The organism is Bordetella genomosp. 10 (assembly GCF_002261225.1).
GTDB lineage: Bacteria > Pseudomonadota > Gammaproteobacteria > Burkholderiales > Burkholderiaceae_B > Bordetella_C.
Window position 1 is genome coordinate 208,776 of sequence record NZ_NEVM01000002.1, and the last position, 22,912, is coordinate 231,687.

18 protein-coding genes and 3 tRNA genes are annotated in these 22,912 nt (G+C 68.1%); 9 read left to right on the forward strand and 12 right to left on the reverse strand.

Annotation, left to right across the window (positions count from 1 at the left end; translation table 11 throughout):
• Positions 1-2: 2 nt before the first annotated feature.
• The 3 genes from CAL29_RS10395 to CAL29_RS10405 form a co-directional block, all read right to left on the reverse strand.
• Positions 3-1,229 (reverse strand): YeeE/YedE family protein, encoded by a 1,227-nt coding sequence (locus tag CAL29_RS10395; protein ID WP_094852974.1) that lies wholly within the window; start codon positions 1,227-1,229, stop codon positions 3-5.
• A 248-nt stretch (positions 1,230-1,477) separates the two neighbouring features.
• Positions 1,478-2,755: an arsenic transporter gene (locus tag CAL29_RS10400; RefSeq protein WP_094852975.1), complete on the reverse strand. Its 1,278-nt coding sequence runs from the start codon at positions 2,753-2,755 to the stop codon at positions 1,478-1,480.
• Positions 2,756-2,817: 62 nt separating this feature from the next.
• On the reverse strand, positions 2,818-3,768 hold the full coding sequence (locus CAL29_RS10405; RefSeq protein WP_094852976.1) for an AEC family transporter: 951 nt from the start codon (positions 3,766-3,768) through the stop codon (positions 2,818-2,820).
• Between the two features lie 146 nt (positions 3,769-3,914).
• Between CAL29_RS10405 and CAL29_RS10410 the strand changes: the two genes are divergently transcribed.
• Positions 3,915-4,349, forward strand: coding sequence for a GNAT family N-acetyltransferase (locus tag CAL29_RS10410; RefSeq protein WP_094852977.1), 435 nt, complete (start codon positions 3,915-3,917; stop codon positions 4,347-4,349).
• Positions 4,350-4,530: 181 nt separating this feature from the next.
• Here CAL29_RS10410 and CAL29_RS10415 read toward each other — a convergent pair.
• Positions 4,531-4,615 (reverse strand) — tRNA-Leu (locus CAL29_RS10415).
• A gap of 271 nt (positions 4,616-4,886) precedes the next feature.
• Positions 4,887-4,971, reverse strand: a tRNA-Leu gene (locus CAL29_RS10420).
• Positions 4,972-5,065: 94 nt separating this feature from the next.
• On the opposite strand from CAL29_RS10420, the gene rnr reads away from it, so the two are divergent.
• The 6 genes from rnr to CAL29_RS10450 all read left to right on the forward strand — a co-directional run bounded on the left by rnr (position 5,066) and on the right by CAL29_RS10450 (position 13,167).
• Positions 5,066-7,516, forward strand: a complete 2,451-nt coding sequence (gene rnr / locus CAL29_RS10425) for a ribonuclease R (RefSeq protein WP_094852978.1) — start codon at positions 5,066-5,068, stop codon at positions 7,514-7,516.
• 278 nt (positions 7,517-7,794) lie between these two features.
• Positions 7,795-8,535, forward strand: a complete 741-nt coding sequence (rlmB, locus tag CAL29_RS10430; protein WP_094852979.1) for a 23S rRNA (guanosine(2251)-2'-O)-methyltransferase RlmB — start codon at positions 7,795-7,797, stop codon at positions 8,533-8,535.
• Positions 8,536-8,726: 191 nt separating this feature from the next.
• A complete protein-coding gene (locus CAL29_RS10435; protein WP_143277654.1) occupies positions 8,727-10,742 on the forward strand; it encodes a hypothetical protein in 2,016 nt (671 codons plus the stop codon).
• 172 nt (positions 10,743-10,914) lie between these two features.
• Complete coding sequence (locus CAL29_RS10440) at positions 10,915-12,156, forward strand: cystathionine gamma-synthase family protein (protein ID WP_094852981.1); 1,242 nt, start codon at positions 10,915-10,917, stop codon at positions 12,154-12,156.
• A 303-nt stretch (positions 12,157-12,459) separates the two neighbouring features.
• Positions 12,460-12,732, forward strand: coding sequence for an HU family DNA-binding protein (locus CAL29_RS10445; protein WP_057650488.1), 273 nt, complete (start codon positions 12,460-12,462; stop codon positions 12,730-12,732).
• A gap of 359 nt (positions 12,733-13,091) precedes the next feature.
• Positions 13,092-13,167, forward strand: a tRNA-Val gene (locus CAL29_RS10450).
• A 55-nt stretch (positions 13,168-13,222) separates the two neighbouring features.
• Here CAL29_RS10450 and CAL29_RS10455 read toward each other — a convergent pair.
• Entirely contained in the window at positions 13,223-13,903 is a 681-nt protein-coding gene (locus tag CAL29_RS10455) for a GntR family transcriptional regulator (RefSeq protein ID WP_256977340.1), read from the reverse strand.
• A 187-nt stretch (positions 13,904-14,090) separates the two neighbouring features.
• Here CAL29_RS10455 and CAL29_RS10460 point away from each other — a divergent pair, with 187 nt between their 5' ends.
• Positions 14,091-15,071 carry a Bug family tripartite tricarboxylate transporter substrate binding protein gene (locus CAL29_RS10460; protein WP_094852982.1) on the forward strand — a complete coding sequence of 327 codons (981 nt, stop codon included), beginning with the start codon at positions 14,091-14,093 and terminating at the stop codon, positions 15,069-15,071.
• A 91-nt stretch (positions 15,072-15,162) separates the two neighbouring features.
• Here the strand turns inward: CAL29_RS10460 and CAL29_RS10465 are convergent, their stop codons facing one another.
• From CAL29_RS10465 to CAL29_RS10490, 6 genes are all read right to left on the reverse strand, one after another.
• Positions 15,163-15,693, reverse strand: coding sequence for a GNAT family N-acetyltransferase (locus tag CAL29_RS10465; RefSeq protein ID WP_094852983.1), 531 nt, complete (start codon positions 15,691-15,693; stop codon positions 15,163-15,165).
• 84 nt (positions 15,694-15,777) lie between these two features.
• The gene (locus tag CAL29_RS10470) at positions 15,778-16,689 is read right to left on the reverse strand and encodes an NAD(P)-dependent oxidoreductase (protein WP_094852984.1); all 912 of its coding nucleotides are present in this window, start codon (positions 16,687-16,689) and stop codon (positions 15,778-15,780) included.
• A gap of 37 nt (positions 16,690-16,726) precedes the next feature.
• Positions 16,727-18,079, reverse strand: a complete 1,353-nt coding sequence (locus tag CAL29_RS10475) for a cation:dicarboxylate symporter family transporter (RefSeq protein WP_256977341.1) — start codon at positions 18,077-18,079, stop codon at positions 16,727-16,729.
• A 23-nt stretch (positions 18,080-18,102) separates the two neighbouring features.
• Positions 18,103-19,089 carry a Bug family tripartite tricarboxylate transporter substrate binding protein gene (locus tag CAL29_RS10480; protein ID WP_094852985.1) on the reverse strand — a complete coding sequence of 329 codons (987 nt, stop codon included), beginning with the start codon at positions 19,087-19,089 and terminating at the stop codon, positions 18,103-18,105.
• Positions 19,090-19,152: 63 nt separating this feature from the next.
• The gene (locus tag CAL29_RS10485; RefSeq protein WP_094852986.1) at positions 19,153-20,181 is read right to left on the reverse strand and encodes an amidohydrolase family protein; all 1,029 of its coding nucleotides are present in this window, start codon (positions 20,179-20,181) and stop codon (positions 19,153-19,155) included.
• 86 nt (positions 20,182-20,267) lie between these two features.
• A complete protein-coding gene (locus CAL29_RS10490) occupies positions 20,268-21,416 on the reverse strand; it encodes a 4-oxalomesaconate tautomerase (RefSeq protein ID WP_094852987.1) in 1,149 nt (382 codons plus the stop codon).
• A gap of 87 nt (positions 21,417-21,503) precedes the next feature.
• On the opposite strand from CAL29_RS10490, the gene CAL29_RS10495 reads away from it, so the two are divergent.
• Complete coding sequence (locus CAL29_RS10495; RefSeq protein WP_256977342.1) at positions 21,504-22,832, forward strand: LysR family transcriptional regulator; 1,329 nt, start codon at positions 21,504-21,506, stop codon at positions 22,830-22,832.
• The last annotated feature ends 80 nt before the right edge of the window (positions 22,833-22,912 follow it).

Consider the following 22,912-nt stretch of genomic DNA (forward strand, 5'->3'; position numbering starts at 1 on the left):
GATCAGCAGACCGTCGGCGCGGCGGACTTTTCCACGTTCAGGCCGAACCACGGGCGCAGGTGCACGCCCAGGGCGCTGCCCGCGAAGGCGGCCGGCAGCCACAGCCAGGCGTGCAGGCTGCCCGACACGATGCCGCTGAAGTACGCGCCGATGTTGCAGCCGTAGGCCATGCGGGCGCCGAAGCCCAGCAGGAGGCCGCCGACGATGGCGCCCAGCAGCGAACGCAGCGGCAGTTTCCACACGGGGGCGAACTTGCCCGCGACCGACGCGGCGGCCAATGCGCCCAGCATCAGGCCGATGTCCATGACGCTGGTGACGTCCATGCCCACCGGCGCGGCCAGGGCCTTTTGCTGCTTGACCCAGTAGGCCCAGCTACCGACGTCGACGCCGAAGGCGGCCACCGCCTTGGCGCCCCACAGCGCGAAGGCCGAGGTGATGCCCCAGGGGCGGCCGGAAAGCGCCAGGGTGGCGAAGTTCAACACGACCAGGGCGATGCCGCCCCACACCAGCGGCCAGGGGCCGCGCAGCAGGCTGGCGGGCCGCGCCGTGCGGCTGGCGAAGGACACCACGGCGCCGTGGCGGCGGCGTTCGAGGCGGGTGGCGATCCAGGCGATCAGGGCGAACACCGCGAGGTTGGCCGCGATGGCGGGCAGGGGACCCCAGGCCAGCACCATGGACGTCGGCTTGATGGCGGGCAGGGCCGACCACCACGGGAAGAAGTAGGTCCCGAGGACCGAACCGATCACGAAGAACAGCAGCGTCACCACCATGCGGGTGTTGCCGCCGCCGACCGCGAACAGGGTGCCGGACGCGCAGCCGCCGCCCAGTTGCATGCCGATGCCGAACAGGAAGGCGCCCAGCAGCACCGAGACGCCGGCCGGCGAGACCAGGCCGACGACGGAATGGCCGAACAGCGTGCCCTGCGAGAGGACGGGGAAGAACAGCAGCACGCCGACGCCCAGCATCAGCATCTGCGCGCGCAGGCCGGCGGCGCGGCGGTCGGAGACGAAGACGCGCCAGGCCTGGGTGAAGCCGAAGGAGGCGTGATACAGCGTGACGCCGAGCAGCGCGCCGACGATCCAGAGCGCCGCCTGGCGCCAGCCGGCCAGGTCATTGAAGTAGAAAACGCCGGCGAGCAGCAGCAGGAGGGAAAGCCAGAGCGGCGCGCGGTTCGTGCGCACGGGCGGGACGGCCGGGGCGAAATCCAGGGAGGAGGCGTTGGCGGACATGATGGGGGAAGTGGGGGAGTCGGCGGGAGGCGCGTCGGCGTGGACCTTCGCGCGGCGCCCGCATGAAACCGGGGGAGAAAACCGGCAATGTAGTGGGAATTCAAAATTAATAAAAGAAATTGATAGTCATTTTTTAATTTCTTTTAGATATATAGATAGGCCGCCGTGTGCCGCGCCGCGGTTCGGGCCCTGTTCCGTGCCCTATGCCGTGCCGGCGGGGACGATGGCCGCCGCCCCGGCGTGGCCCTCTACGACAGCCGCCACGCCAGCGCGGCCAGGGTCGCCGCCAGCACGGGCAGGGTCAGCGCGATGCCGATACGGAAGTAATAGCCCCATCCGATGGCCAGGCCCTTGCGCGCCAGGACGTGCAGCCACAGCAGGGTCGCCAGGCTGCCGATGGGCGTGATCTTGGGGCCGAGGTCGCTGCCGATGACGTTGGCGTAGATCATGGCATCCTTGACCGCCCCGCTGACGTGCGCGTCGGCGATGGACAAGGCGCCGACCAGCACGGCGGGCAGGTTGTTCATGACGGAGGACAGCAGGGCCGCCGCGCCGCCCGCGCCGAACGCGGCGCCCCACACGCCGCCCTGGGCGCACCAGGCCAGGAAGCGCGCCAGGTACTCGGTCAGGCCGGCATTGCGCAGGCCGTAGACCACCAGGTACATGCCCAGCGAGAAGACGACGATGTTCCAGGGGGCATGCTTCATGATGCGGCGCGTGCCCACGATGTGCGAGCGTCCGGCCACCAGCAGCAGGCCCAGCGCGCCGGCGGCGGCGATCGCGCAGACCGGCACGCCCAGGGGCTCCAGCAGGAAGAAGCCGGCGAGCAACAGCGTCAGCACGATCCAGCCGGCCTTGAAGGTGAGGGGATCGCGGATGGCGCTGGCCGGGTCCGGCAGGTTGCCGTCCTCGTAGGTCTTGGGGATGTCGCGGCGGAATACCAGCAGCAGCATGCCCAGCGAGGCCGCCACCGCCATGAAATTGACCGGCACCATGACGGCGGCATAGCGCTCGAAGCCGATGTGGAAGTAGTCCGCCGACACGATGTTCACGAGATTGGAGACGATCAGCGGCAGGCTGCCCGTGTCGGCGATGAAGCCGGCGGCCATCACGAAGGCCAGCATGGCCGGACGCGACAGGCCCAGCGCCAGCAGCATTTCCATGACGATGGGCGTGAGGATGAGGGCCGCGCCGTCGTTGGCGAACAGGGCGGTCACCGCCGCGCCGAGCAGCACGATCAGCGTGAACAGGCGCAGGCCGTGGCCGCGCCCCCAGCGCGCCACGTGCAGCGCGCACCATTTGAAGAAGCCGGCCTCGTCCAGGATCAGGCTGGTGACGATGATGGCGATGAAGGTGGCGGTGGCGTTCCATACGATGCGCCAGACGGCGACCACGTCGGCCAGGTGCACCACGCCCAGCAGCAGCGCGACGATGGCGCCGGCGCTGGCGCTCCAGCCCACGCCCAGGCCGCGCGGCTGGATGACGACGAGCGCCAGGGTAGCGATGAAGATGGCGAGGGCGAGCATGGGGTGTGGGTGGGGGGCGAGGGAAAAGGAAAGGCGCGAAAGACGTGAAGACGTGAAAGACGTTATGGCCGCAGCATGCCCTGATGCTGGATCAGCGCGATCAGCAGGGAAATCGTCAGCACCGAAATGACCGTGGACACCAGGATGGCGCGCGACGCCGCCTGCGCGTCGCGGCGGTACATCTGCGCCAGCATGAAGGGACCGGTGCCGATCGGCAGGGCGCCCATGAGTATGGCCGTCCACGCCCAGACGGGCGGCATGTCGAAGACGTACAGGACCAGGACGGCCGTCACCACGGGCTGCACGGCGAGCTTGGCGAACACGATGCGCGCCACCGTCGCCGGCGCCCCGCCCGCGCCGGCCTGCGCCAGGAACAGGCCGATGGCGACCAGCGCGCAAGGGCTGGCGGCGTTGCCCAGGAGCACGATGAAGCGGTCCGCCGCCTGCGGCAGTTGCAGGCCGGTGAAGCTCCAGGCCAGCCCCAGCACCGGCGCGATGAGCAGCGGATTGCGCAGGAGGGCGCGGCCGGTCTTCAGGACGGTGCGCAGCGGGTGCTGGCCCTGGTGCTGGTCGAATTCGATGAGGGTGATGGTGACGCCGAACAGGACGCAGGCCGTCATCAGCACGGCGATGATGGCGGGCGCCAGGCTCTCGGGGCCCAGCACGACCAGGCAGAGGGGAATGCCCATGAAGCCGGAATTGGCGTAGGCATTGGCCAGGGCCTCGATGGCCACGTCGGTGCGGCGCGCGTCGCGCGGGCGCTTCACGCAAAAGGCGATGGCGAAGGGAACCACGATGCCGGCGATCACCGACAGCACGTAGCCGCCATGCGCCAATTGCTCGGGCTGCACTTGCGTCATGGCGTGAAAGAGCAGCGCGGGCAGCGCCAGGTAGATGACGAAGCGGTTGAGGACGTCGCCGCCGGCGGGGCCCAGGAGCTGCCGGCGCGCGGACAGCCAGCCCGCCAGGATCAGTGCGAAGACGGGCAGGGTGGCATTGATGACGGCCAGCATGGAATGTGTGTCGTGGGCGAAAGCTGCACATTCTACTTGCAGGGCGGCGGCGATGCGGGCCGCGCGCCCGGGACTTGGCTCGCGTCGCGCGGGCCTGTCAGAATGGCGCCTGACATCGACATAAATAAGCAAGGAAGGACGCGACCATGAAGGAAATCCCGCTACGCATCGAAATCGGCGACTGGGCCGGCCTCGCGCGCGATGCCTCGTCGGTGCGCCAGGCGGTCTTCGTGGAGGAGCAGGGCGTGCCGCCCGAGCTGGAGATGGACGACGAGGACGCGCGTTGCGTGCACGTCGTCGCCTATGGTCCGGACGACGCGCCGCTCGGCACGGGCCGCCTGCTGCCCGACGGCCATATCGGCCGCATGGCCGTGCACAAGCGCGCCCGCGGCGCCGGTGTCGGCGGCGCCATTCTGGGCGCGTTGATCGAAATGGGGCGCGACGCCGGGCACGGGGAGCTGCTGCTCAACGCGCAGGTCCACGCCACCGGCTTCTACGAAGCGCAGGGCTTCGTCGCCTTCGGCGACACCTTCCAGGATGCCGGCATCCCTCACGTGGCCATGCGGTTGCGGCTGGTATAGCGGCGGCGTTCGCCAAACAAAAAAGCCCCCACGCCGCGCGGCTATCGCCGCTTGCTGCCCCCCAAGGGGGCTTTTTTGCCTTGGGGCGGCCCGGCGACAAAAAACCCCGGAAACGCATGGTTTACGGGGTCTCTGCTTGGGTCTCTGCTTATTACTACCGTGTACTGCTTGCGGAAAACTATGGTGCCCAGGAGAGGACTCGAACCTCCACACCTTGCGGCACATGGACCTGAACCATGCGCGTCTACCAATTCCGCCACCTGGGCACTATCGCTATCTCGTTGCTTGCGCGTCGTTCAGCGAAGAATTGAATTATGCACACTTTTTTAAAGCTGTGCAAGTTCGACACAACTTTTTTATGCCAACCCGGCCGGCGGCGATTGCAGGCGACGATTTCTCCTGCCGTCTTCTCGCGGGTAAGCGGTTGGACGGCAAGGTCGGGTCTCGCGGCAGAAAAGCGAAACCTGCCGTACGCGAAACCCCGCCAAAAGCGAAACCCCCGCAGGCGTTTCCGCCAACGGGGGTTTCTATATTCCGTGGTGCCCAGGAGAGGACTCGAACCTCCACACCTTGCGGCACATGGACCTGAACCATGCGCGTCTACCAATTCCGCCACCTGGGCACTATTTAAAGCCGTATTTAGTTAGAATACCGCTTTGCAGCACATCCAGTGGGCGAGCCACAGAAGCTGCGCATTATAAACAGGATTTTTAGCTTTGGCAAAACGATCAAGCAACGACTCCAATAACAAGAACAGACCTGCTGTCGTGCCACAGGCGCCCCCCGACTTCGATCCGGATGTTCCCAGCCGCGAAGCGATACTGCGCGCCCTGCGTTCCGCGGGCAGCCCCTTGTCGCCCTCCGAGCTGGCCGAACGCATGGGCGTCGAGCGCGACTCCACCCTGGTGGGTTTCGAACGGCGCCTGGGCGCCATGGAACGCGATGGCCAATTGCTGCCGAATCGCAAGGGCGTGCTGCTGCTGGCCACCAAGCTGGACTTCGTGCCGGGCCGCGTCCAGGGGCATCGGGACGGCTTCGGTTTCCTGCTGCGCGACGACGGCGGTCCGGACATCTTCCTGTCGCCGCGCGAAATGCTCAAGGTGCTGCACGGCGACCGCGTCCTGGTCAAGCCGGGCGGCGAGTATCGCGGCAAGCCGGAAGGGGTCATCGTCGAAGTCATCGAGCGGCGCACCAACAAGCTGGTGGGCCGCTTTTTGCATGAACACGGCCTGTCCATCGTGGTGCCCGAGGACCAGCGCATCAAGCACGACATCCTGATTCCGCCCGGCGACACCAATGGGGCGCAGCACGGGCAGGTGGTGTCGGTGCAGATCATGGAGCAGCCGACCCGCCACACGCAGCCGCTGGGCCGCGTCGACGAGGTGCTGGGCGAGATCGACGATCCGGGCATGGAAATCGAGATCGCCGTGCGCAAGTTCGACGTGCCCGTCGAGTTCTCGGAGCCCGCGCGCAAGCAGGCCGCGCGCCTGCCCGAGGTGGTGCGCAAGAGCGACCTGAAAGACCGCATCGACCTGCGCGACGTGCCGCTGATCACCATCGACGGCGAGGACGCGCGCGACTTCGACGACGCCGTCTACTGCGAGCCGGTGGAGCTGGGGGCGGGGCAGCGCAAGCGCCCGGCCTGGCGCCTGCTGGTGGCCATCGCCGACGTCAGCCATTACGTCACGCCCAACGACGCCCTGGACGACGACGCCGTCGAACGCGGCACCAGCGTCTACTTCCCGCGCCGGGTCATCCCCATGCTGCCGGAATCGCTGTCCAATGGATTGTGTTCGCTCAATCCCAATGTGGACCGCCTGGTGCTGGTGTGCGACATGGTCATCCCCGCCACCGGGGCCAAGGCCGGCACGGTCACGGCCTACCAGTTCTACAACGCCGTCATGCATTCGCATGCGCGCACGACCTACACCAACGTGTGGGCCGCCTTGCAGCAGCCCACGGGGCCGACGGCGCAGGCCATGCGCGCGGTCATGCCGCAGGTCCAGCATCTGTACGAGCTGTTCCAGTTGCTGGCGCAGGCGCGCCGCAAGCGCGGCGCCATCGATTTCGATACCGTCGAGACCAAGATCGTCTGCAACGAGCTGGGGCGCATCGAGCAGATCGTCGGCGTGGTGCGCAACGACGCCCACAAGCTGATCGAGGAATGCATGCTGGCGGCCAATACCTGCGCCGCGGATTTCATGGCGCGCAGCAAGCATCCCGGCCTGTACCGCATCCACGAAGGGCCGACCTTCGACCGCCTGCAGTCGCTGCGCGAATTCCTGCGCACCATGGGCCTGTCGCTGGGCGGCGGCGACGAGCCGACGGCCAAGGACTACGGCGAATTCCTCGATAGCGTGCGGGCGCGGCCGGACTATCCGCTGTTGCAGACCATGTGCCTGCGCTCCATGCAGCAGGCGATGTACAGCCCCGACAACGTCGGCCACTTCGGCCTGGCCTATCCGGCCTACACGCACTTTACGTCGCCGATCCGGCGCTACCCGGACCTGCTGACGCACCGCGTCATCAAGAGCCTGCTGGAAGGCAAGCGCTACGTGCCCACGCTGGAGGACCAGCCGGTGGCGGTGGGGCGCTCGCACAAGGAACAGGAACACGCCATCTGGGAGAAGCTGGGGCTGCTTCTTTCGGCCACCGAGCGCCGCGCGGACGAAGCCTCGCGCGACGTCGAGGCCTGGCTCAAGTGCTGGTTCGTCAAGGAACGCGTGGGCGAGGACTTCAGCGGGACGGTCACCGGCGTGGCCAGCTTCGGCATTTTCGTGACGCTGGATACGCTGCACGTCGAAGGCCTGGTGCACGTCTCCGAACTGGGCGGTGAGTACTTCCAGTTCAACGATGCATTGCACGAGCTGCGCGGCGAGCGGACCGGCATGCGCTATCGCCTGACCGACAAGGTCCAGGTGCAGGTGGCGCGCGTCGACCTGGAGGCGCGCCGCATCGAGTTCCGCCTGGTCAAGGGCACCAGCTTCGATTCCTTGCGCAAGGCCGCCGCGCGCGGGCCGGAAGAGCCGCCGCGCCGCATCAAGAAGGCGGCCGGCACCAAGCCCGCGGCATTGAAGGGCCAGACCGCCAAGGTGCGGCGCGCCGAGGCCAAGAAGGCCAGCCAGGCGGCCGCGCGGCCGGCGTCGGCGGCGCGCAAGCGGCGTTGAGGCAGGCGGGGCTTGAGCGCGCTCGGGCGTAAGGGGGCGCGTCGCCCCACGCCTGGCCGCTCGCGCCTGGGCGCCCCCGACCGGGCGTCCCCGACTGGGCGTCCCCAACTAGGCGTCCCCGGCCAAATGATGAATAATGCGCCCCCCGTCTTGCGGGGCGCGCAAGGGCAAGACTGAATTTCCGCCAGGGCGGAAAGCTTTTCTTGCGGCGCGGGCGGCAGCCGTCGGAAGCGGCGGTCGCCAAGCGGCACAAAGACATTTTTTCGAGAGGTTCGTATATGGCGTCAACCCAGGTTCTCGCGGGGTTTCACGCAGTGGTGGCGCGTCTGCGCCACGCGCCGGATTCCATCAAGGATATCTACGTCGAGGCCAACCGCCGCGACAAGCGCATGGCCGCGCTGATCGAGCAGGCCGGCAACGCGGGCTGCAAGGTGCACCCGGTGGCCGTGGACCGGCTGGAAGGCCTGGCGCGCGGCACCCGGCACCAGGGCGTGGTGGCGCTGGCCGAACAACGCCAGTTGGCGGTCGACGTCGACGAGGTGCTGGATGTGATCGAAGGGCCGGCGCTGCTGCTGATCCTCGACGGCGTGACCGATCCGCACAACCTCGGCGCCTGCCTGCGCACCGCCGACGCGGCGGGCGTGCATGCGGTGATCGCGCCGCGCGACCGCGCCGTCGGCCTGAACACGACCGTGCAGCGCGTCGCCTGCGGCGCCGCCGATACCGTGCCCTACCTGATGGTCACGAACCTGGCGCGCACCATGCGCGGCCTGAAGGACCGCGGCGTCTGGCTGGTGGGCACCGACGACCAGGCCGGCGAGCCGATGCATGCCGTCGACGCCCGGCAATCCATGGCCTGGGTGATGGGCGCCGAAGGCGAAGGCATGCGCCGGCTGACCCGCGAGACCTGCGATCAGTTGGTGCACATTCCCATGCTGGGTTCGGTGGAGAGCCTGAACGTCAGCGTGGCGAGCGCCGTGTGCCTCTACGAATCGGTGCGGCAGCGCGGCGCGAAGTAGGGGACTGCGGCCGGCGGGCCGGTCCCTCGGGGCGCGATAGGGATAAGGCGATGCGGCATCGCATCGCGGCAGGGGCGCTCCGGCAGGGCGTTACGGATATGACGTTACGGATATGACATTACGGTAAGACATCGCAGTCAGGCATTGCGGTAAGCTCCCCTGTAAGAAATCACAAGAACAGGCAGCACAGCATGCTGGAATCCCGGTTTGTCCGTCTCATGCGGCGCCTCGATGCGCTGAATCTGGTTTTCATGGTGGCGCTTTCGATCTGGGTGTCCCTGCGGGGTGGCCAGGCCTGGAATTCGATGAGCGACGCGGTGTTCTGCGGACTGGCGGCGCTCACCGCGTGGGCGGGATTGCGTCCCGCCGCGCGGCCCGGCTTGCGAAGGGCCGCCGTGGCCGCCAATCTGGCGGTGACGATGTTCGTTCTCCTGGACTGCGTGGTGCTGCTGCTTTCGCCGCAGGCCGCGGCGAAAATCACGTCCTGGGTGGGGTTGGCCTTCGTGGTCGTGTGCGGCGTGCTGGGGGTCTTCAATACCTGGGCATTGCGCCGTGCCGGCCTCCGGACGCAGCAGGTCGCGCATCCGGCGCCGGTCGATGAGACAGGCGCGCCGACGCCGGCGGTGACCGAGACTGGCGCGCCCGCCATCTCGGACGCCATGCCGGTCCCGCCCCGGCGCGGCAATTACTTCCTGCGTCATTGGCGCGGCCAGTTGCCGTTGTGGCTGACGTTCTGGATCAACGGCGTCGTGTTCGGCCTGCTGTTCCTGTTCGCGCACGGCTATCTCTCCCTGAGGCTGAAGGGCCATTCCTCCCTGCAATTGCTGTCCCTGGAAAGCGTGGTCGCCCTGGCGCTCGCCTTGCTCGGACTGGTCTGGTGGGTCGTGGGCCTGTGGCGTTGCGCCGATATCCGTCTCGCGGCCGGCCGGGCCAGGAAGCGGGCCGTCGCGGTGCAGGTCATGCTGGTGTGCCTGGCCTGGACCACGCTGGAAATCGTGACCACGGCGCCGCTGGGGCCGCTCAAGGACCTGGCCATGCTGGCCATCGGCAAGGACGTGCTGGGCGGCGACCTGGCCGTCGCGGCATCGCCGGACGGCAAGTCCGTGATCCTCACCGGTTTCCTGCACCAGGGCGCGGCCGAGCGTGTGCGCCAGGCGCTCGATACGGCGCCGCAAGCCAGGACGCTGGTGCTGACTTCGCCGGGGGGACGGTTGCAGGAAGGCGAACTGCTCGCCAACCTGGTGCGCGCGCGGGGCCTGGACACCTACGTCGACGAGTATTGCGCCAGCGCATGCACCTATGCCTTCCTGGCCGGCCGCGAGCGCGCGGCCACGCCCAATGCGCGCATCGGATTCCATCGCCCGTATTCGCCGTTCGGCGGGCAGACCATCGGCCTCCTCGCCAGCGAGGACATGATGAAACGCTATCGCGAAGCCGGGCTGCCCGACTGGTTCATCAAGCAGGTCGAGAAGACGCCGAGCGAATCGGTCTGGTATCCGACCGAGCAGCAGTTGGCCGACGCCAAGGTGGTGACGCGCGTGTCGCTGGGCAGCGAAGCCAGCCGTCTCGCCTTTTTCAAGGACCGGGACGGCCTGCTGCAGTCCACGCGGCGCGAGCCCATCTTCATGGCCTATGAGCGGCGCTTCCCGGGCACCATCGACAAGGCCGTGGACCAGGGGTGGGCCGTGCAGCAGCGCGGCGGCAACGACGGCGAGATCATGACGGCGATGCGCGGCGTGGTGGCTTCGACCCTGCCGGCCTTGCTGCGCGAGACGGACACGCCGGGGCTCGCGCGCTTCGCCCGCCTGGTGCTGACGGAATTGAACGCGGCCCGCGCCGTCAGCCCGCGGGCGTGCATCCAGGCGTCGGAAGGCACGCTGGACATCACGCGGGCGCTGCCGCCGGCCATCATGCAAGAGGAAATGACCGTGGTGACGCAACTGCTGGCCGCGCCGCCGACCACCACGCCGCCGCCCGACGTCCGGAAAGCGCATCAGGCCTTGAGCGCCGTCGTGGGCACCATGCCGCCGCCGCTGCGCGCCGCGCTTGCGGACGAGCAGGACGAAGACAAGGGCGGGCAGCAGGCCCAGGCGGACCGCGACAGCCTGCGCTGCGACGCCAATATCGCCTTCTACGAAACCTTGCTCAAGCAGCCGCCGGCCACGCGCGACCTGGCGTTGCAGGCCATGTTCCGCACCGGCAATTGATCCGGCCGCCACGACGCCCGCCGGCGCGCGCGGCGCGGCAGGCGACGGGAAGGCGGCGTCGGCGGTAGAATGCCTAGGCCTTTCCGGGCCGCGGTTCTTCCGCGCGCCGCCCTGGCCGCTGTCTTCGGCCTCCGTGGCCATTCCCCCCGCAGCTACCGTCCCATACCGCACCATGAAAAAGAACGGCTTCACCACTTCCATCCTGCATTCCGACCGACGCAGCCCCATCGAACACGGCGCCGTGCACAAGCCCATGCACACCGCATCGGAATACGGTTACGAAGACGCGCGCGAGCTGGCCGCGGTGTTCCAGGGCAAGGCGGGCTTTACCTATGCGCGCCAGGGCACGCCGACGACCACGGCGCTCGAGGCCAAGATCACCGGCATGGAAGGCGGCGTCTCCACGGTCAGCTTCGCCACCGGCATGGCGGCGCTGTCGGCCATCTTCGGCACCTTGCTGCGCGCCGGCGACCATCTGGTTTCCAGCCAGTTCGTCTTCGGCAATACGACCAGCCTGCTGGGCACCATGGCCGCGCTGGGCGTGGAAGTGAGCTTCGTCGACGCCACCGACGTCGAGCAGGTGCGCGCCGCGCTGCGGCCCAATACCCGCATGGTCTTTACCGAGACCGTGGCGAATCCCGGCACCCAGGTGGCGGACCTGCGCGGCATCGGCGCGTTGTGCAAGCAGCACGGCCTGGTCTACGTCATCGACAATACCCTGACCTCGCCCTGGCTGTTCCGCGGCATCGACGCCGGCGCTTCGCTGGTGATGAACTCGCTGTCGAAATACATCGGCGGCCATGGCAATGCGCTGGGCGGTACGGTGACGGACACCGGCCTTTATGACTGGTCGCAATACCCGGCCATCCACGACGCCTACAAGAAGGGCGCGCCGACGAGCTGGGGTTTGTTGCAGATCAAGAAGAAGGGCCTGCGCGACATGGGCGGGACGCTGGCGGCCGAGCCCGCCCACCGCATCGCGATGGGCGCCGAGACGCTGGCGCTGCGCATGCGCAAGCATTGCGACAACGCGCTGGCGCTGGCGCGTTTCCTGCAAGCCCACGACGGCGTTTCCAAGGTGTACTACCCGGGCCTGGAAGATCATCCCCAGCATGCGCGCGCCAAGGATCTGTTCGGCGGCCACTACGGCGCATTGATGGGCGTGGAGCTGGTCGACGGCATCGATTGTTTCGACTTCCTGAACCGGCTCGACGTGGTGATCCTGGCGACGCACCTGGGCGACACCCGCACGCTGGCCTTGCCGGCCGCGCACACGATCTATTACGAAATGGGTCCGGCGCGCCGCGCGCAAATGGGCATCGCCGACAGCTTCCTGCGGATCTCCGTCGGCATCGAGGACGAAGAGGATCTGCTGGGCGACTTCGACCAGGCCCTGCGCGGCTGTCTGAAGTAATCACTTGTATGTATTAGGCACAAGGATGTCGCGACGTCAATGAATGCCCGGCAAACCTAGTAACGACGCGGCTTTTGAGGGGTGATCACCCTTGACAGTCCATGCGCAGCGAGGCCTAATACGCCTCTACGCCGTCGGCGCTCCCTTTGCGGTTGATCAGCGCGTGCAGACCAGGCGGCGTGGCACTGAATGTAGTGCTTTGCAGTGCAAACTCGCTTGAAGAAACCCGTTCGAATGTTTTGCCGGCCGCATTGCCAGCCGCAGGCCGGTGGACTTCTATTTACCTGTGAGGGGTAGAACTGAATGAATAAGACTGAGCTCATCGACCACATCGCCGGCAAGGCCGACATTTCGAAGGCCGCCGCCGGTCGTGCCTTGGATGCGCTGATCGGCGCCGTCAAGGGCACGCTGAAGAAGGGTGGCACGGTCACGCTGGTCGGTTTCGGCACTTTCGCCGTGACCACGCGCGCCGCTCGCACGGGCCGCAACCCGCGCACGGGTGAAGCGATCAAGATCAAGAAGGGCAAGGTGCCGAAGTTCCGTCCGGGCAAGGCCCTGAAGGACGCCGTGAACTGAGTCCTCTGGAAGGTCCTGAAGGACGCCGTCATCGAGACGGCACAATGGCGAGCAATAAGATGCTCGCCATTTTCATTTGAGCCGTGGGACCATTCGGGCCGTCGGGACCATTCGGGCCGTCCGGGGCATGTGAGCTATTCCAGGCCATTCAGACCATTTGGACCATCCAGGTCATATAGCTCATTCAGGTCCTGATATGCCGCGGCGCGCGGTTTGCAGTGGCCGACGCGGGCAGATATAATGCGCCTCTTCTTGTTCGACCCAGCGCCTGCGTCCCCGGCGCGACATCGAAATCAAGGCGTGGCTACCCGCGCAGTCGTGCAGCAGTGCAAGCATCGCATTGCATCCCGCACGGATCCGGGTGCTTAGCTCAGTTGGTAGAGCGGCGCCCTTACAAGGCGTAGGTCACAGGTTCGACCCCTGTAGCACCCACCACACCTCCCTCGTTACAAAGCGGTCTCCTGAACCGTTGCCCTTGTCCTTGCTCGCGTCATGCCGGCAGGTAGGGCAGCAGGGCGTCGACGGTATTCATCACGTGCCGGCGCATCGTCGCCTCGCAGAGATCGGGATCGCCCGTCTGCAAGGCCGTGACCAGTTCTTCGTGCGCCTCGCGCATGCGCGGGACCCGGCCGGGCTGCGTGGCCCACATGCGCATGTACGGCTCCATCACGGAATGCAGGTCGGCCAATTGCGCCAGCAGGCGCGGTTGTCCGCAGAAGCCGCAGAGGTACTCGTGGAATTCGCGGTGCGAGGTCGTCCAGTCCAGGTAATCGCCGCTGCCCCGTTCGATATGGTCGATCATGCCCGCCAGCCTGCGCAGGTGGCCCGGCTCCATGTTGCGCACGGCATTGCGCACCGCCAGCCCCTCCAGCACGGAACGGATCTCGAAGACCTCGCGCAACTCCTGCGCGTTCAGGCTGCGCACCACCGCGCCGCGGTTGGCGCGGATGTCCAGCAGGCCTTCGGACGCCAGGCGGCGCAGGGCGCCCCGCACCGGCATGCGGCTGGTGCCGATGCGCGCGGCGATGGTCTCGGTGACGACGCGTTGGCCGGGCAGCAGCCGTCCCAGGCGGATTTCCTGTTGGACATATTGATAGGCTTCTTCTTCGGCGGAAACCGCCACCTTGTTGTACGCCATGCCGCCGTCGTCCTGGTTCGGGTGCGGCGTCATCGTGACCGCCGGCGGTGAGGATACCTTTTCCACCCGCAGGCGTGAGCATATAAAAAATTGGATCCAATTATCCACTAATGCAAACCCCTATGGTGCGCCGCCGCAATGACGCTTTAAATGGCGGCTTCGCGCCGGCCCGATTCGGACACGGGCCGCGCCTTCCATCGATCCGAACCAAGGGGAACGCATGAACCGTATTCTCAAATCCTTGCTGGGCCTGGGCGCGCTGGCCGTCGCCGCCACCGGCGCCGCCCATGCGGAAGACGCCGCCTCCTGGCCGCAGCGTCCCGTCAAGATCGTCGTGCCGTTCCAGGCGGGGTCGGCGACGGACCTGATCTCGCGCCAATTGGGCGCGGCCCTGTCCACCGAGCTGGGCCAGTCCTTCGTGGTGGAGGCGCGTCCCGGCGCGGCGGCGGCCATCGGCTCGACGGTGGTGGCGCGCGCGGAAGCCGACGGCTACACGCTGTTGATGGGCGGGCCGGCGGCGCTGGTCACCAACCGCTTCATGCAGAAGAACCTCAGCTACGACCCGGACAAGTTCGAGCTGATCTCCATGGTCGCCATCACGCCGAACGTGCTGCTGACCACGCCCAACCAGCCCTTCAAGACCTTGCCGGAAATGGTCGCCTACGCCAAGGCTCATCCGGGCGTGCTGACCTATGCGTCCTTCGGCACCGGCACCACCTCGCACCTGGCGGGCGAACTGCTGAAGAAGACGGCGGGCATCGAGCTGGTGCACGTTCCCTACAAGGGCGCGGGCGAGGCCATTCCCGCCTTGCTGGGCGGGCAGGTGACGATGTACTTCGACACCATCATGACGGGCCTGCCGCAGGTCAAGAGCGGCGCGCTGGTGGCGCTGGGCATGTCCAACAGCAAGCGTTCGGCGCTGGCGCCCAACATCCCGACCATCGCCGAGCAGGGCTATCCCGGCTACGACATCGCCCCGTGGTATGGCCTGGTGGCGCCGCACGGCACCCCGCAGGCCATCGTCGACAAGCTGAATGCGGCCGTGAACAAGGCGCTGGCCGATCCCAAGCTGCGCGACAAGCTGGCCGAGGCGGGCGCCGAGCCCCAGGGCGGCACGCGCGCGGAGTTCGCCGCCTACATCAAGAGCGAAATTCCCCGCACCGAGCAGTTGATCAAGCAGTCCGGCGTGACGATGCAGTAAGCCGGCGGCGAATGTCGCGCCCCGCGCCTCCGCGGCCACGCGGGACGCGGGGGCTTCCGGCGGCAAGGGGCGCCGCCGCGCGTGAATCGGATCAGGGCACGATCGAGAACATCAACGCGGGAACCGGCGCCCCATGCAACTGGATGCGATTGCGCGCCACGCCTTCGAATTCCGCGCCATATTTGCGGGCCACGGCCTCGCTTGCCGCGTTGCCCGCGGCGATCACGATTTCGACGCGTTGCATGCCCAGCGTATTGAACGCGTAGGGCACCAGGGCCCGCACCGTGCGCAGCGCGACGTGCTGCCGCTGGGCCGACTGTTTTACCCAGTATCCCAGGTTGCAGAAGAGATTCTGGCGATTGATCGCGTTGAGCCCCGCGCCGCCGAGGAGTTCGCCCGTTTCCTGTGAAAACACGCCCACCTCGTATCCTGTCCTGGCTCGCCTGCTGGCGCGGCATTCCTTGAACCAGGCGAGCGCATCGCGTTCGGAAAACGCGGGCGTGCACCACGACATCCATCGTCCTACCGTGTCGACGGAGGCGCGCACCGCGCTGGCGTACTCTGTTGCGTCGCTGTCGCGAAAGCCACGGAAAACCAATCCTTCGAAAGTCATGGGCGACATTGCCGATTCCTCGTGCCGATTCATCTTCCGATGATACAAGGATCGCCATGCCGGCCTTGCCGTGGATTCCCCGGCGGGTTTCGCTCACCCGATATCGGCGTTCGCCAGCAGCGTGCGCCACTCGGGCAGCCGGCCCTGTTCGTCCAGGTCGCCGCGCAGCGACAGGCCCTTGCGCGCCAGCTTTTCCTGCACGTCGGCGATGGCGGTGGCCAGGCTGCCGTCCATGCCGAGCTCGCCCAGCATCGCGGCGGCTTCGCGCATTTCTTCCGAACGGCGCTGCCCATGTTCGGCGACGCGGCCGATCAGGTATGCCTCGTAGCCCTGGTCCCAGCCCACGCCCGGGAAGGTCGCGGCGAGCGAGGCCAGCACGTGGTCGTCGACGCCGAAATGGCGGGCCGCGAGCATGGATTGCACGCACAGCGCTTCGGTGCCCTTGATCATGATGCTGCGGCAGAGCTTGATGGCCGAGGCCAGGCCGACGTCGTCGGCGACGGCCTGCGTGCGCAGGCCCAGCGCGTTGAGTTCTTCGGAGATCGCGCGCGCGCGGCGGCCGCCCAGCAGCATGGGCACGCGTATGCCTTGCGGCGGCACCGGCGCCATGACGGCCGCTTCGACATAGTCGGCGCCGGCGCGTTCGATGTGCGCGCAATTGCGCTGCTTGACCTTGGGCGATACGGAGTTCAGGTCGATGAAAGTCTGGCCCGGCTTCATGAGCGGGGCGGCCGCCGTCGCCACGGCTTCGGCCTGGCTGGCGGTGACCGCCGACAGCACCCATTGCGCGTCCGCCAGCGCGCCGGCCAGCGTGTCGGCGAGCCGGGCGCCGCTGCGTTCGGCGCGCGCCTGGATCTGCGCCCGCGTGGCGGCGTGGCCGAGCTTGGTGTCGTAGGCCGTCACCGCGCAGCCTTGCTCGACGAGCGCTTGCGCGAGGATGGGGCCGACCTCGCCGAAACCGATGATGGCGATGGCGTGCGCGGCGTTCGAGGGGTGTCGTTGCATGAGGGTTCTCCGGAATGCGGGATGAGACGGATGGGAATCAGGTCAGGCGGTCGCCGGCGGGCGCTTCGATGGCGCGCGCCTGGGCCGGCGCCGGCTCGGGTGGCGTGGGCGACGCGGGCGAGGGGCCTTCCTCGCGCCCGTAGGCGTCGAAGCGGCGGCGGTCGAACATGCCTTCCCATCTGGACAGCACGAACACCGCCACGCTGTTGCCGATCACGTTGGTGGTCGAGGTGGCGATGGCGAGGATGCGGTCGATGCCGAACAGCAGGCCCACGCCGCTCAGCGGCAGCGCGCGCGTCGACTGCAGCGTGGCCGTCAGCTTGACCAGGGCGCCGCCTGCCGCGCCGGCGCCACCCTTGGACGTCACCAGCATCACCGCCAGCAGGGCCAGTTGCTGCGACAGCGGCAGCGGCGTGTCGGTGGCCTGCGCAATGAAGCCGACGCCGCAGGCCATGTAGAGGCAGGCGCCGTCGATGTTGAAGCTGTAGCCCGCCGGCAGCACGAAGCCGACCACGGCCTCGTCGCAGCCCGCCTGGCCCAGCTTGGCCACCAGGCGCGGAAACGCGGCTTCGCTGGCGGCCGTGCCCATGGCGATGACGGCCTCGTCCTTGATCACCGAGAGGATGCGGAAGATGGACAGGCCGGCGAGGGCGGCCACCGACCCCAGGACCAGCAGGATGAAGATCACGGCGCTGGCGTAATAGGTGAGGATGTAGCGCAGCAGGTACAGCAGCGTCGCGCCGCCATAGCTGCCGACGGCGGCGGCCATGGCGCCGAAGGCGCCGAGGGGCGACAGGCGCATGATGAAGCCGAGTATCCGGAAGACGATGGCCTGCGCCTCGTCGAGCAGCTTGTAGGCGATCCAGTCGGGCTTGCCGGCCAGGCTCAGCGCGGCGCCGACCAGCAGGGAAACGAACAGCACCGGCAGGATGTCGCCCGACGTGAAGGCCGAGAACAGCGTGCGCGGGATGATGGATAGCAGGAAGTGCGTCAACGAGAAGTCCGCGCTGCTCGCCTTCAGGATGCTGTCCGTGGCGTGTCCCGCCCCCGCCGCGTCCAGGGCCGAGGCATGCAGGCCGTCGCCCGGGCGCAGGACGTTGACGACGATGAAACCCACCAGCATGGCCAGGGTGCTGACGACCTCGAAATAAAGCAGCGTCTTCACGCCGAGCCGGCCCAGCCGGCGAAAGTCCTTGACGTGCCCGACGCCGTGCACGACCGTGCAGAAGATGATCGGCCCCAGCATCATTTTCAGCAGGGCGATGAAGCCTTCGCCCAGGGGCTTCATCTGCACCGCGTGGCGCGGCGAGAGCAGTCCGAACACGATGGCCAGGGCGATGGCGATGAGCACCTGGACGTAGAGTTTGCCAAGCGTTTTCACGGCGTTCATCGTCGATTCATGGGCGCGGCGGATCACTCGGGCTTGATGCCCGCGAGCGCCACCGCCTGCCTGGCGTTTTCGTATTCGGCGCGCAGGAATTCGCCGAAGCCGCCGGCGGTTCTCTGCTGCCCGGACGCGACGACCACGCCGAGGTCGGCGAGCTTGCCGGCGACGGCGGCGCTGGCGAGGCTGGCCGATACGCCTTGCTGCAAGGACGCGACCACCGGCTCCGGCGTCTTCGCGGGCGCCAGCAGGCCGACGTAGCTGGAGGCGACGAAGTCGGGCACGCCCGCCTCGATGAAGGAGGGAATGGCGGGCGCCAGCGCCATGCGCTGCCTGGCCGCGACGGCGATGACGCGGACCTTGCCGGCGCGCAGCAGCGGGAGCACGGTGGAGAATTCCGTCATGGTGGCGTCCAGGCTGCCGCCCAGCAGGTCCGGGATCAGCGCGCCGCCGCCCCGATAGGGCACGTGGACCAGTTTGGCGCCGGACAGCGCGTTCAGGCGCATCAGGCTCAGGTGCGTGGCGCTGCCGATGCCGGAGGTGCCGGTGTTGATGCGCCGCTGCCTGGACAGGGCGACGAGCTCGGCCAGGGTGTGCGCGGGTATCGAGGGATTGACCACGATCACGTGCGGCACGTAGCCGAACAGGGCGACCGGCGCGAAGTCGCGCAGCGGGTCGTACGGCAGGCGGGCCTGGATGAAGGGATTGACCGTCAGGGGACCGTTGGACCCGACCAGCAGCGTGTAGCCGTCGGCGGGCGCGCGCGCGACCATGTCCGCGCCGATGCTGCCACCCGCGCCGGGCTTGTTTTCCACCACGGCCGACACGCCCAGGGCTTGCGTCAGCCCCGCGCCGACCACGCGCGCGGTGGCGTCGACGTTGCCGCCCGGGGCGAAGGGGACGATCAGGCGTAGCGGGCGGTCGGGGAAGCCGGCGGCCCGGGCCAGGGGGGGCAGCAGGGCGGCGGCCAAGGCGCCGGCCGCGCCGAGGACGAATTCGCGGCGGGATGTTTTCATTGTCTCTTCCTTTGTCGTTCCGGCGTGTGCGGGTGTGCCGGTGCTTCGGTGCTTCGGTGGGCGTTATCTGCCTCTGGCCTTGAGCGCGGCGTCCAGGCGCGGGTAGACGCGCCGCGCGTTGCCTTCGTAGATCAGGCGCCGGTCGGCGTCGGTGAGATGCGGCGCCGCGTCGATGTAGCGCCGCGTATCGTCGTAGTGAAAGCCGGTGGTGGGATCGATGCCACGCACGGCGCCTATCATTTCGCTGGCGAACAGCACGTTGCGCACGGGGATGACCTGCGCCAGCAGGTCGATGCCGGGCTGGTGGTAGACGCAGGTGTCGAAGAAGATGTTGTTCAGCAGCGATTCGTTCAACGGCGGCTTCTTCATTTCCTGCGCCAGCCCGCGGAAGCGGCCCCAGTGGTAGGGCACCGCGCCGCCGCCGTGCGGGATGATGAATTTCAGGTCCGGGAAGTCCTTGAACAGGTCCGAGGTCAGGCATTGCATGAAGGCCGTGGTGTCGGCGTTCAGGTAGTGCGCGCCCGTCGTATGGAAGCAGGCGTTGCAACTGGTGCTGACGTGGATCATGGCGGGCACGCCGTACTCCACCATTTTTTCGTACAGCGGATACCAGTAGCGGTCGCCCAGGGGCGGCGAGGTCCAGTGGCCGCCGGAAGGGTCGGGGTTCAGGTTGATGGCGACGAAGCCGTACTCCTTCACGCAGCGCTCCAGCTCCGGGAGGGAGGTGGCGATGGGCGCGCCCGGCGATTGCGGCAGCATCGCCGCGCCGATGAAGTGGTCGGGAAACAGCGCGGCGACGCGATGGCAGAGTTCATTGCAGATCGCCGCCCAGGCCAGGCTGGTCTGCAGGTCGCCGACGTGGTGGGCCATGAAACTGGCGCGCGGCGAGAAGATGGTCAGGTCGCTGCCGCGTTCGCGCATCAGGCGCAACTGGTTGGCGGCGATGGATGCGCGGATTTCATCGTCGCCGATGCGCAGGTCGGCCGCGCGGGGCGCGGACGCGGGGTCCTTGAGGCCGGCGATCTGCCGGTTGCGCCAGTCCTCCAGCGCCTTCGGCGCGGTGGTGTAGTGGCCGTGGCAGTCTATGATCAAAGTGTTCTCCAGGATGTCGTGAACGGGTCCGGGGCCGGGGTCGTGCTCGCCGCGTGAGCCGGGGGCGGCGAGCGTCGCCGGATGGATCAGGAAGTGGCGGCATGGGCCGCCGGCACCCGCGCCGACAGTTGCACTTCCCCGCGCATGATCAGGCGAGCCGTGCGCAACAGGGCGGCGCGCAGGACCTTGCGCGCATCGGCGGGATCCAGTTCCAAGCCGACGCTGAATTCGCCCGACGGGTGTTCCACCGACACCTGCTTGCGCAGGCCCGGTTCGAGCCGTGCCACGCCCGCCGCGACGGATTCCTCCAGCACGCAGGCGGTGGCCACGGTCACCGCGGCCAGCACGCCGATGGCGTCGTGGCAGACATGGGGAATGAAGCAGCGCGTGGAAATCGCGCCGCCCGCCCGCGGCGGCGCGACCAGGCACATCTTGGGATAGGGTTTTTCGCTGACGTCGCCCAGGCCCATGAGCCGCGCGGCCCGCAGGCGGATGGCTTCGACGCGGCGCTTGAGATCGGCGTCGGCATTCAGCTCGGCAACCGTCTCATAGCCGCTGCGGCCGAGGTCGGCCGCGCGCATCAGCACCATGGGCATGCCGTTGTCGATACAGGTGATTTCCAGGCTGCCCGCGCCGTCGTCTTCGATGCGGTCAAGCGGCCGGCCCGTGGGTAACAGGCCGCTGCATACCGACCCCGCCGTATCGAGGAAATCGATGTAGACGGGTGCGGCGGTGCCGGGCACGCCGTCGATGCGGGCGTCGCCGTCGTAGCGGACCCTGCCGTCGGGCGTCTGCACGGTGATATCGCATTGCATGCCGGTGTTCAAGGCCAGGACCCGGAAGGTGCTGCTTTCACCGCGGGCTTGCAGCAGGCCGGTTTCCAGCGCGAAGGGGACGGCGGCGGCCAGCATGTTGCCGCAGTTCGGCGTGGTGTCCACCTTGGCCTGCGCGATCGACACCTGCGCGAACAGGAACTCCAGGTCCACGCCGGGCGCGGCGCCGGGGCCGACGATGCCGACCTTGCTGGTCAGCGGGTGGGCGCCGCCCAGGCCGTCGATCTGGCGCGCGTCGGGCGAACCCATGGCGGCGAGCAGGACGGCGTCGCGCGCGGCGATGTCCGCTGGCAGGTCCGCCGCCTTGAAAAAGGGGCCGCGCGAGGTGCCGCCCCGCATCAGCATGCAGGGCACGGCCTGCTGCCTTTGGCTTTCCCTGGCCTTGTCTTGTCCAGCGCTCATTGTCTCCGCTCTCGTTCTATGTTTGAGCGCAGTATGGTTCCGCGGCGGCGCATACGGGTTGCCTTGTATGGGGGAGGGCGTTCTAATATGTTTATGGCTTCTGCTCATCCCTCGGTCGAACAACGTCCCGGCGCCCATGGCGATCCGGCGGGCCGTCTCAGCCTGCATCATCTCCACGTCTTCAATACCGTGGCCGCCACCGGCGGGGTGCGCAGCACGGCGGAGGCGCTGTTTCGCGCGTCTTCCGCGGTGACGCGCGCGGTCAATCGCTTCGAGGACAGCCTGGGCGTCAGGCTGTTCGAGCGCAAGGGCACGGGCATGCTGCTGACGGCGGCGGGCGAGGCGGTGCGCGTGCGCGCGTCGCACATCGCCGCCGAGCTTGCCGCGGTGCACGAGGAAGCGCTCGCGCTGCGGCGCGCCCGCGGAGGCGGGACGGCCGGCGCGGGCACGGCCGCTTCGCTGTTTCACACGCGCCGCCTGATGCACGCGGCCTTGCTGGCAGACGTGCACCACATGTCGACGGTCGCCCACCTTGCCGGGCTGACGCAGCCGGCCATCAGCGCCTCCATCTCCGGCCTGGAGGAAACGCTGGGCCAGCCGCTGTTCCAGCGCACGCCGCGCGGCATGGTGCCGACGCAGGCGGGCGCGCGCTGGGTGGTGCGCTTCAAGCGGGTGCTGGCGGAGCTGCGGAACATCCAGGCCGACGTCGCCGCCTTGCAAGGCGTGCTCCAAGGCATCGTCACCGTCGGCGCGCTGCCCTTGATCCGCACCATGGTGCTGCCGGCGGCGATCGCCGGCGTGCTCGCGCGCCATCCCGGATTGCGCATACGCACGCTGGAGAGCCCTTACGGCGATTTGTGCGCGGGGCTGCTGAGCGCGGACGTGGACTTCATCGTGGGCGCCTTGCGCCCCTTGCAGGACGCCGCCCTGACCACGGAGGTGCTCCTGCACGAGGACATCGTGCTGATCGCGCGCGCCGGCCATCCGCTGGCGCGCAAGCGCGCGGTGGGCTTCGACGATCTGCGGGCCTATCCGTGGGTGTTGTCGCGGGCGTCCACGCCCTTGCGCGACCAGCTCGACGCGTTCTTCATCGCCAAGGGCAGGCCGCCCCTGGTCCCTTCGGTCGAGACCGCCGACCTGGCGCTGCTGCGCGGCCTGCTCCTGCATTCGGACATGCTGACCGCCTTGTCGGTCCACCAGCTTTACTACGAATTCGAGGCCGGCGGCCTGGCGGCGCTCAAGTTCCCGCTGGACGGCATGCAGCGCCACATCGGCGTCACCTTGCGCACGGGCGCGCAGCTCCAGCCGGGCGCGCAGGCCTTGCTCGACGAGGTCAGGCGCCTGGCGGTATCGATGGATGCGCGGACCGGCGCGCGGGTGCCGCGGCGGGCCCGCCGCCGGGCGGGCGGTTCATAAAGGTCGTATATAAAGGCGGTACATAAGGGGCGGTACATAAGCGAAATAGAACGGCGCGAGGGCCGCAAGGCAACCCCGGC

Coding starts and splice junctions, on each gene's coding strand:
- CAL29_RS10470 (WP_094852984.1), bottom strand. CDS start 16,689: ATGCAACGACACCCCTCGAACGCCGCGCACGCCATCGCCATCATCGGT.
- CAL29_RS10435 (WP_143277654.1), top strand. CDS start 8,727: ATGCTGGAATCCCGGTTTGTCCGTCTCATGCGGCGCCTCGATGCGCTG.
- CAL29_RS10400 (WP_094852975.1), bottom strand. CDS start 2,755: ATGCTCGCCCTCGCCATCTTCATCGCTACCCTGGCGCTCGTCGTCATC.
- CAL29_RS10460 (WP_094852982.1), top strand. CDS start 14,091: ATGAACCGTATTCTCAAATCCTTGCTGGGCCTGGGCGCGCTGGCCGTC.
- rlmB (WP_094852979.1), top strand. CDS start 7,795: ATGGCGTCAACCCAGGTTCTCGCGGGGTTTCACGCAGTGGTGGCGCGT.
- CAL29_RS10495 (WP_256977342.1), top strand. CDS start 21,504: ATGTTTATGGCTTCTGCTCATCCCTCGGTCGAACAACGTCCCGGCGCC.
- CAL29_RS10455 (WP_256977340.1), bottom strand. CDS start 13,903: ATGACGCCGCACCCGAACCAGGACGACGGCGGCATGGCGTACAACAAG.
- CAL29_RS10395 (WP_094852974.1), bottom strand. CDS start 1,229: ATGTCCGCCAACGCCTCCTCCCTGGATTTCGCCCCGGCCGTCCCGCCC.
- CAL29_RS10410 (WP_094852977.1), top strand. CDS start 3,915: ATGAAGGAAATCCCGCTACGCATCGAAATCGGCGACTGGGCCGGCCTC.
- CAL29_RS10490 (WP_094852987.1), bottom strand. CDS start 21,416: ATGAGCGCTGGACAAGACAAGGCCAGGGAAAGCCAAAGGCAGCAGGCC.
- CAL29_RS10405 (WP_094852976.1), bottom strand. CDS start 3,768: ATGCTGGCCGTCATCAATGCCACCCTGCCCGTCTTCGCACTGATCCTG.
- CAL29_RS10480 (WP_094852985.1), bottom strand. CDS start 19,089: ATGAAAACATCCCGCCGCGAATTCGTCCTCGGCGCGGCCGGCGCCTTG.
- CAL29_RS10465 (WP_094852983.1), bottom strand. CDS start 15,693: ATGTCGCCCATGACTTTCGAAGGATTGGTTTTCCGTGGCTTTCGCGAC.
- CAL29_RS10475 (WP_256977341.1), bottom strand. CDS start 18,079: ATGAACGCCGTGAAAACGCTTGGCAAACTCTACGTCCAGGTGCTCATC.
- CAL29_RS10445 (WP_057650488.1), top strand. CDS start 12,460: ATGAATAAGACTGAGCTCATCGACCACATCGCCGGCAAGGCCGACATT.
- CAL29_RS10440 (WP_094852981.1), top strand. CDS start 10,915: ATGAAAAAGAACGGCTTCACCACTTCCATCCTGCATTCCGACCGACGC.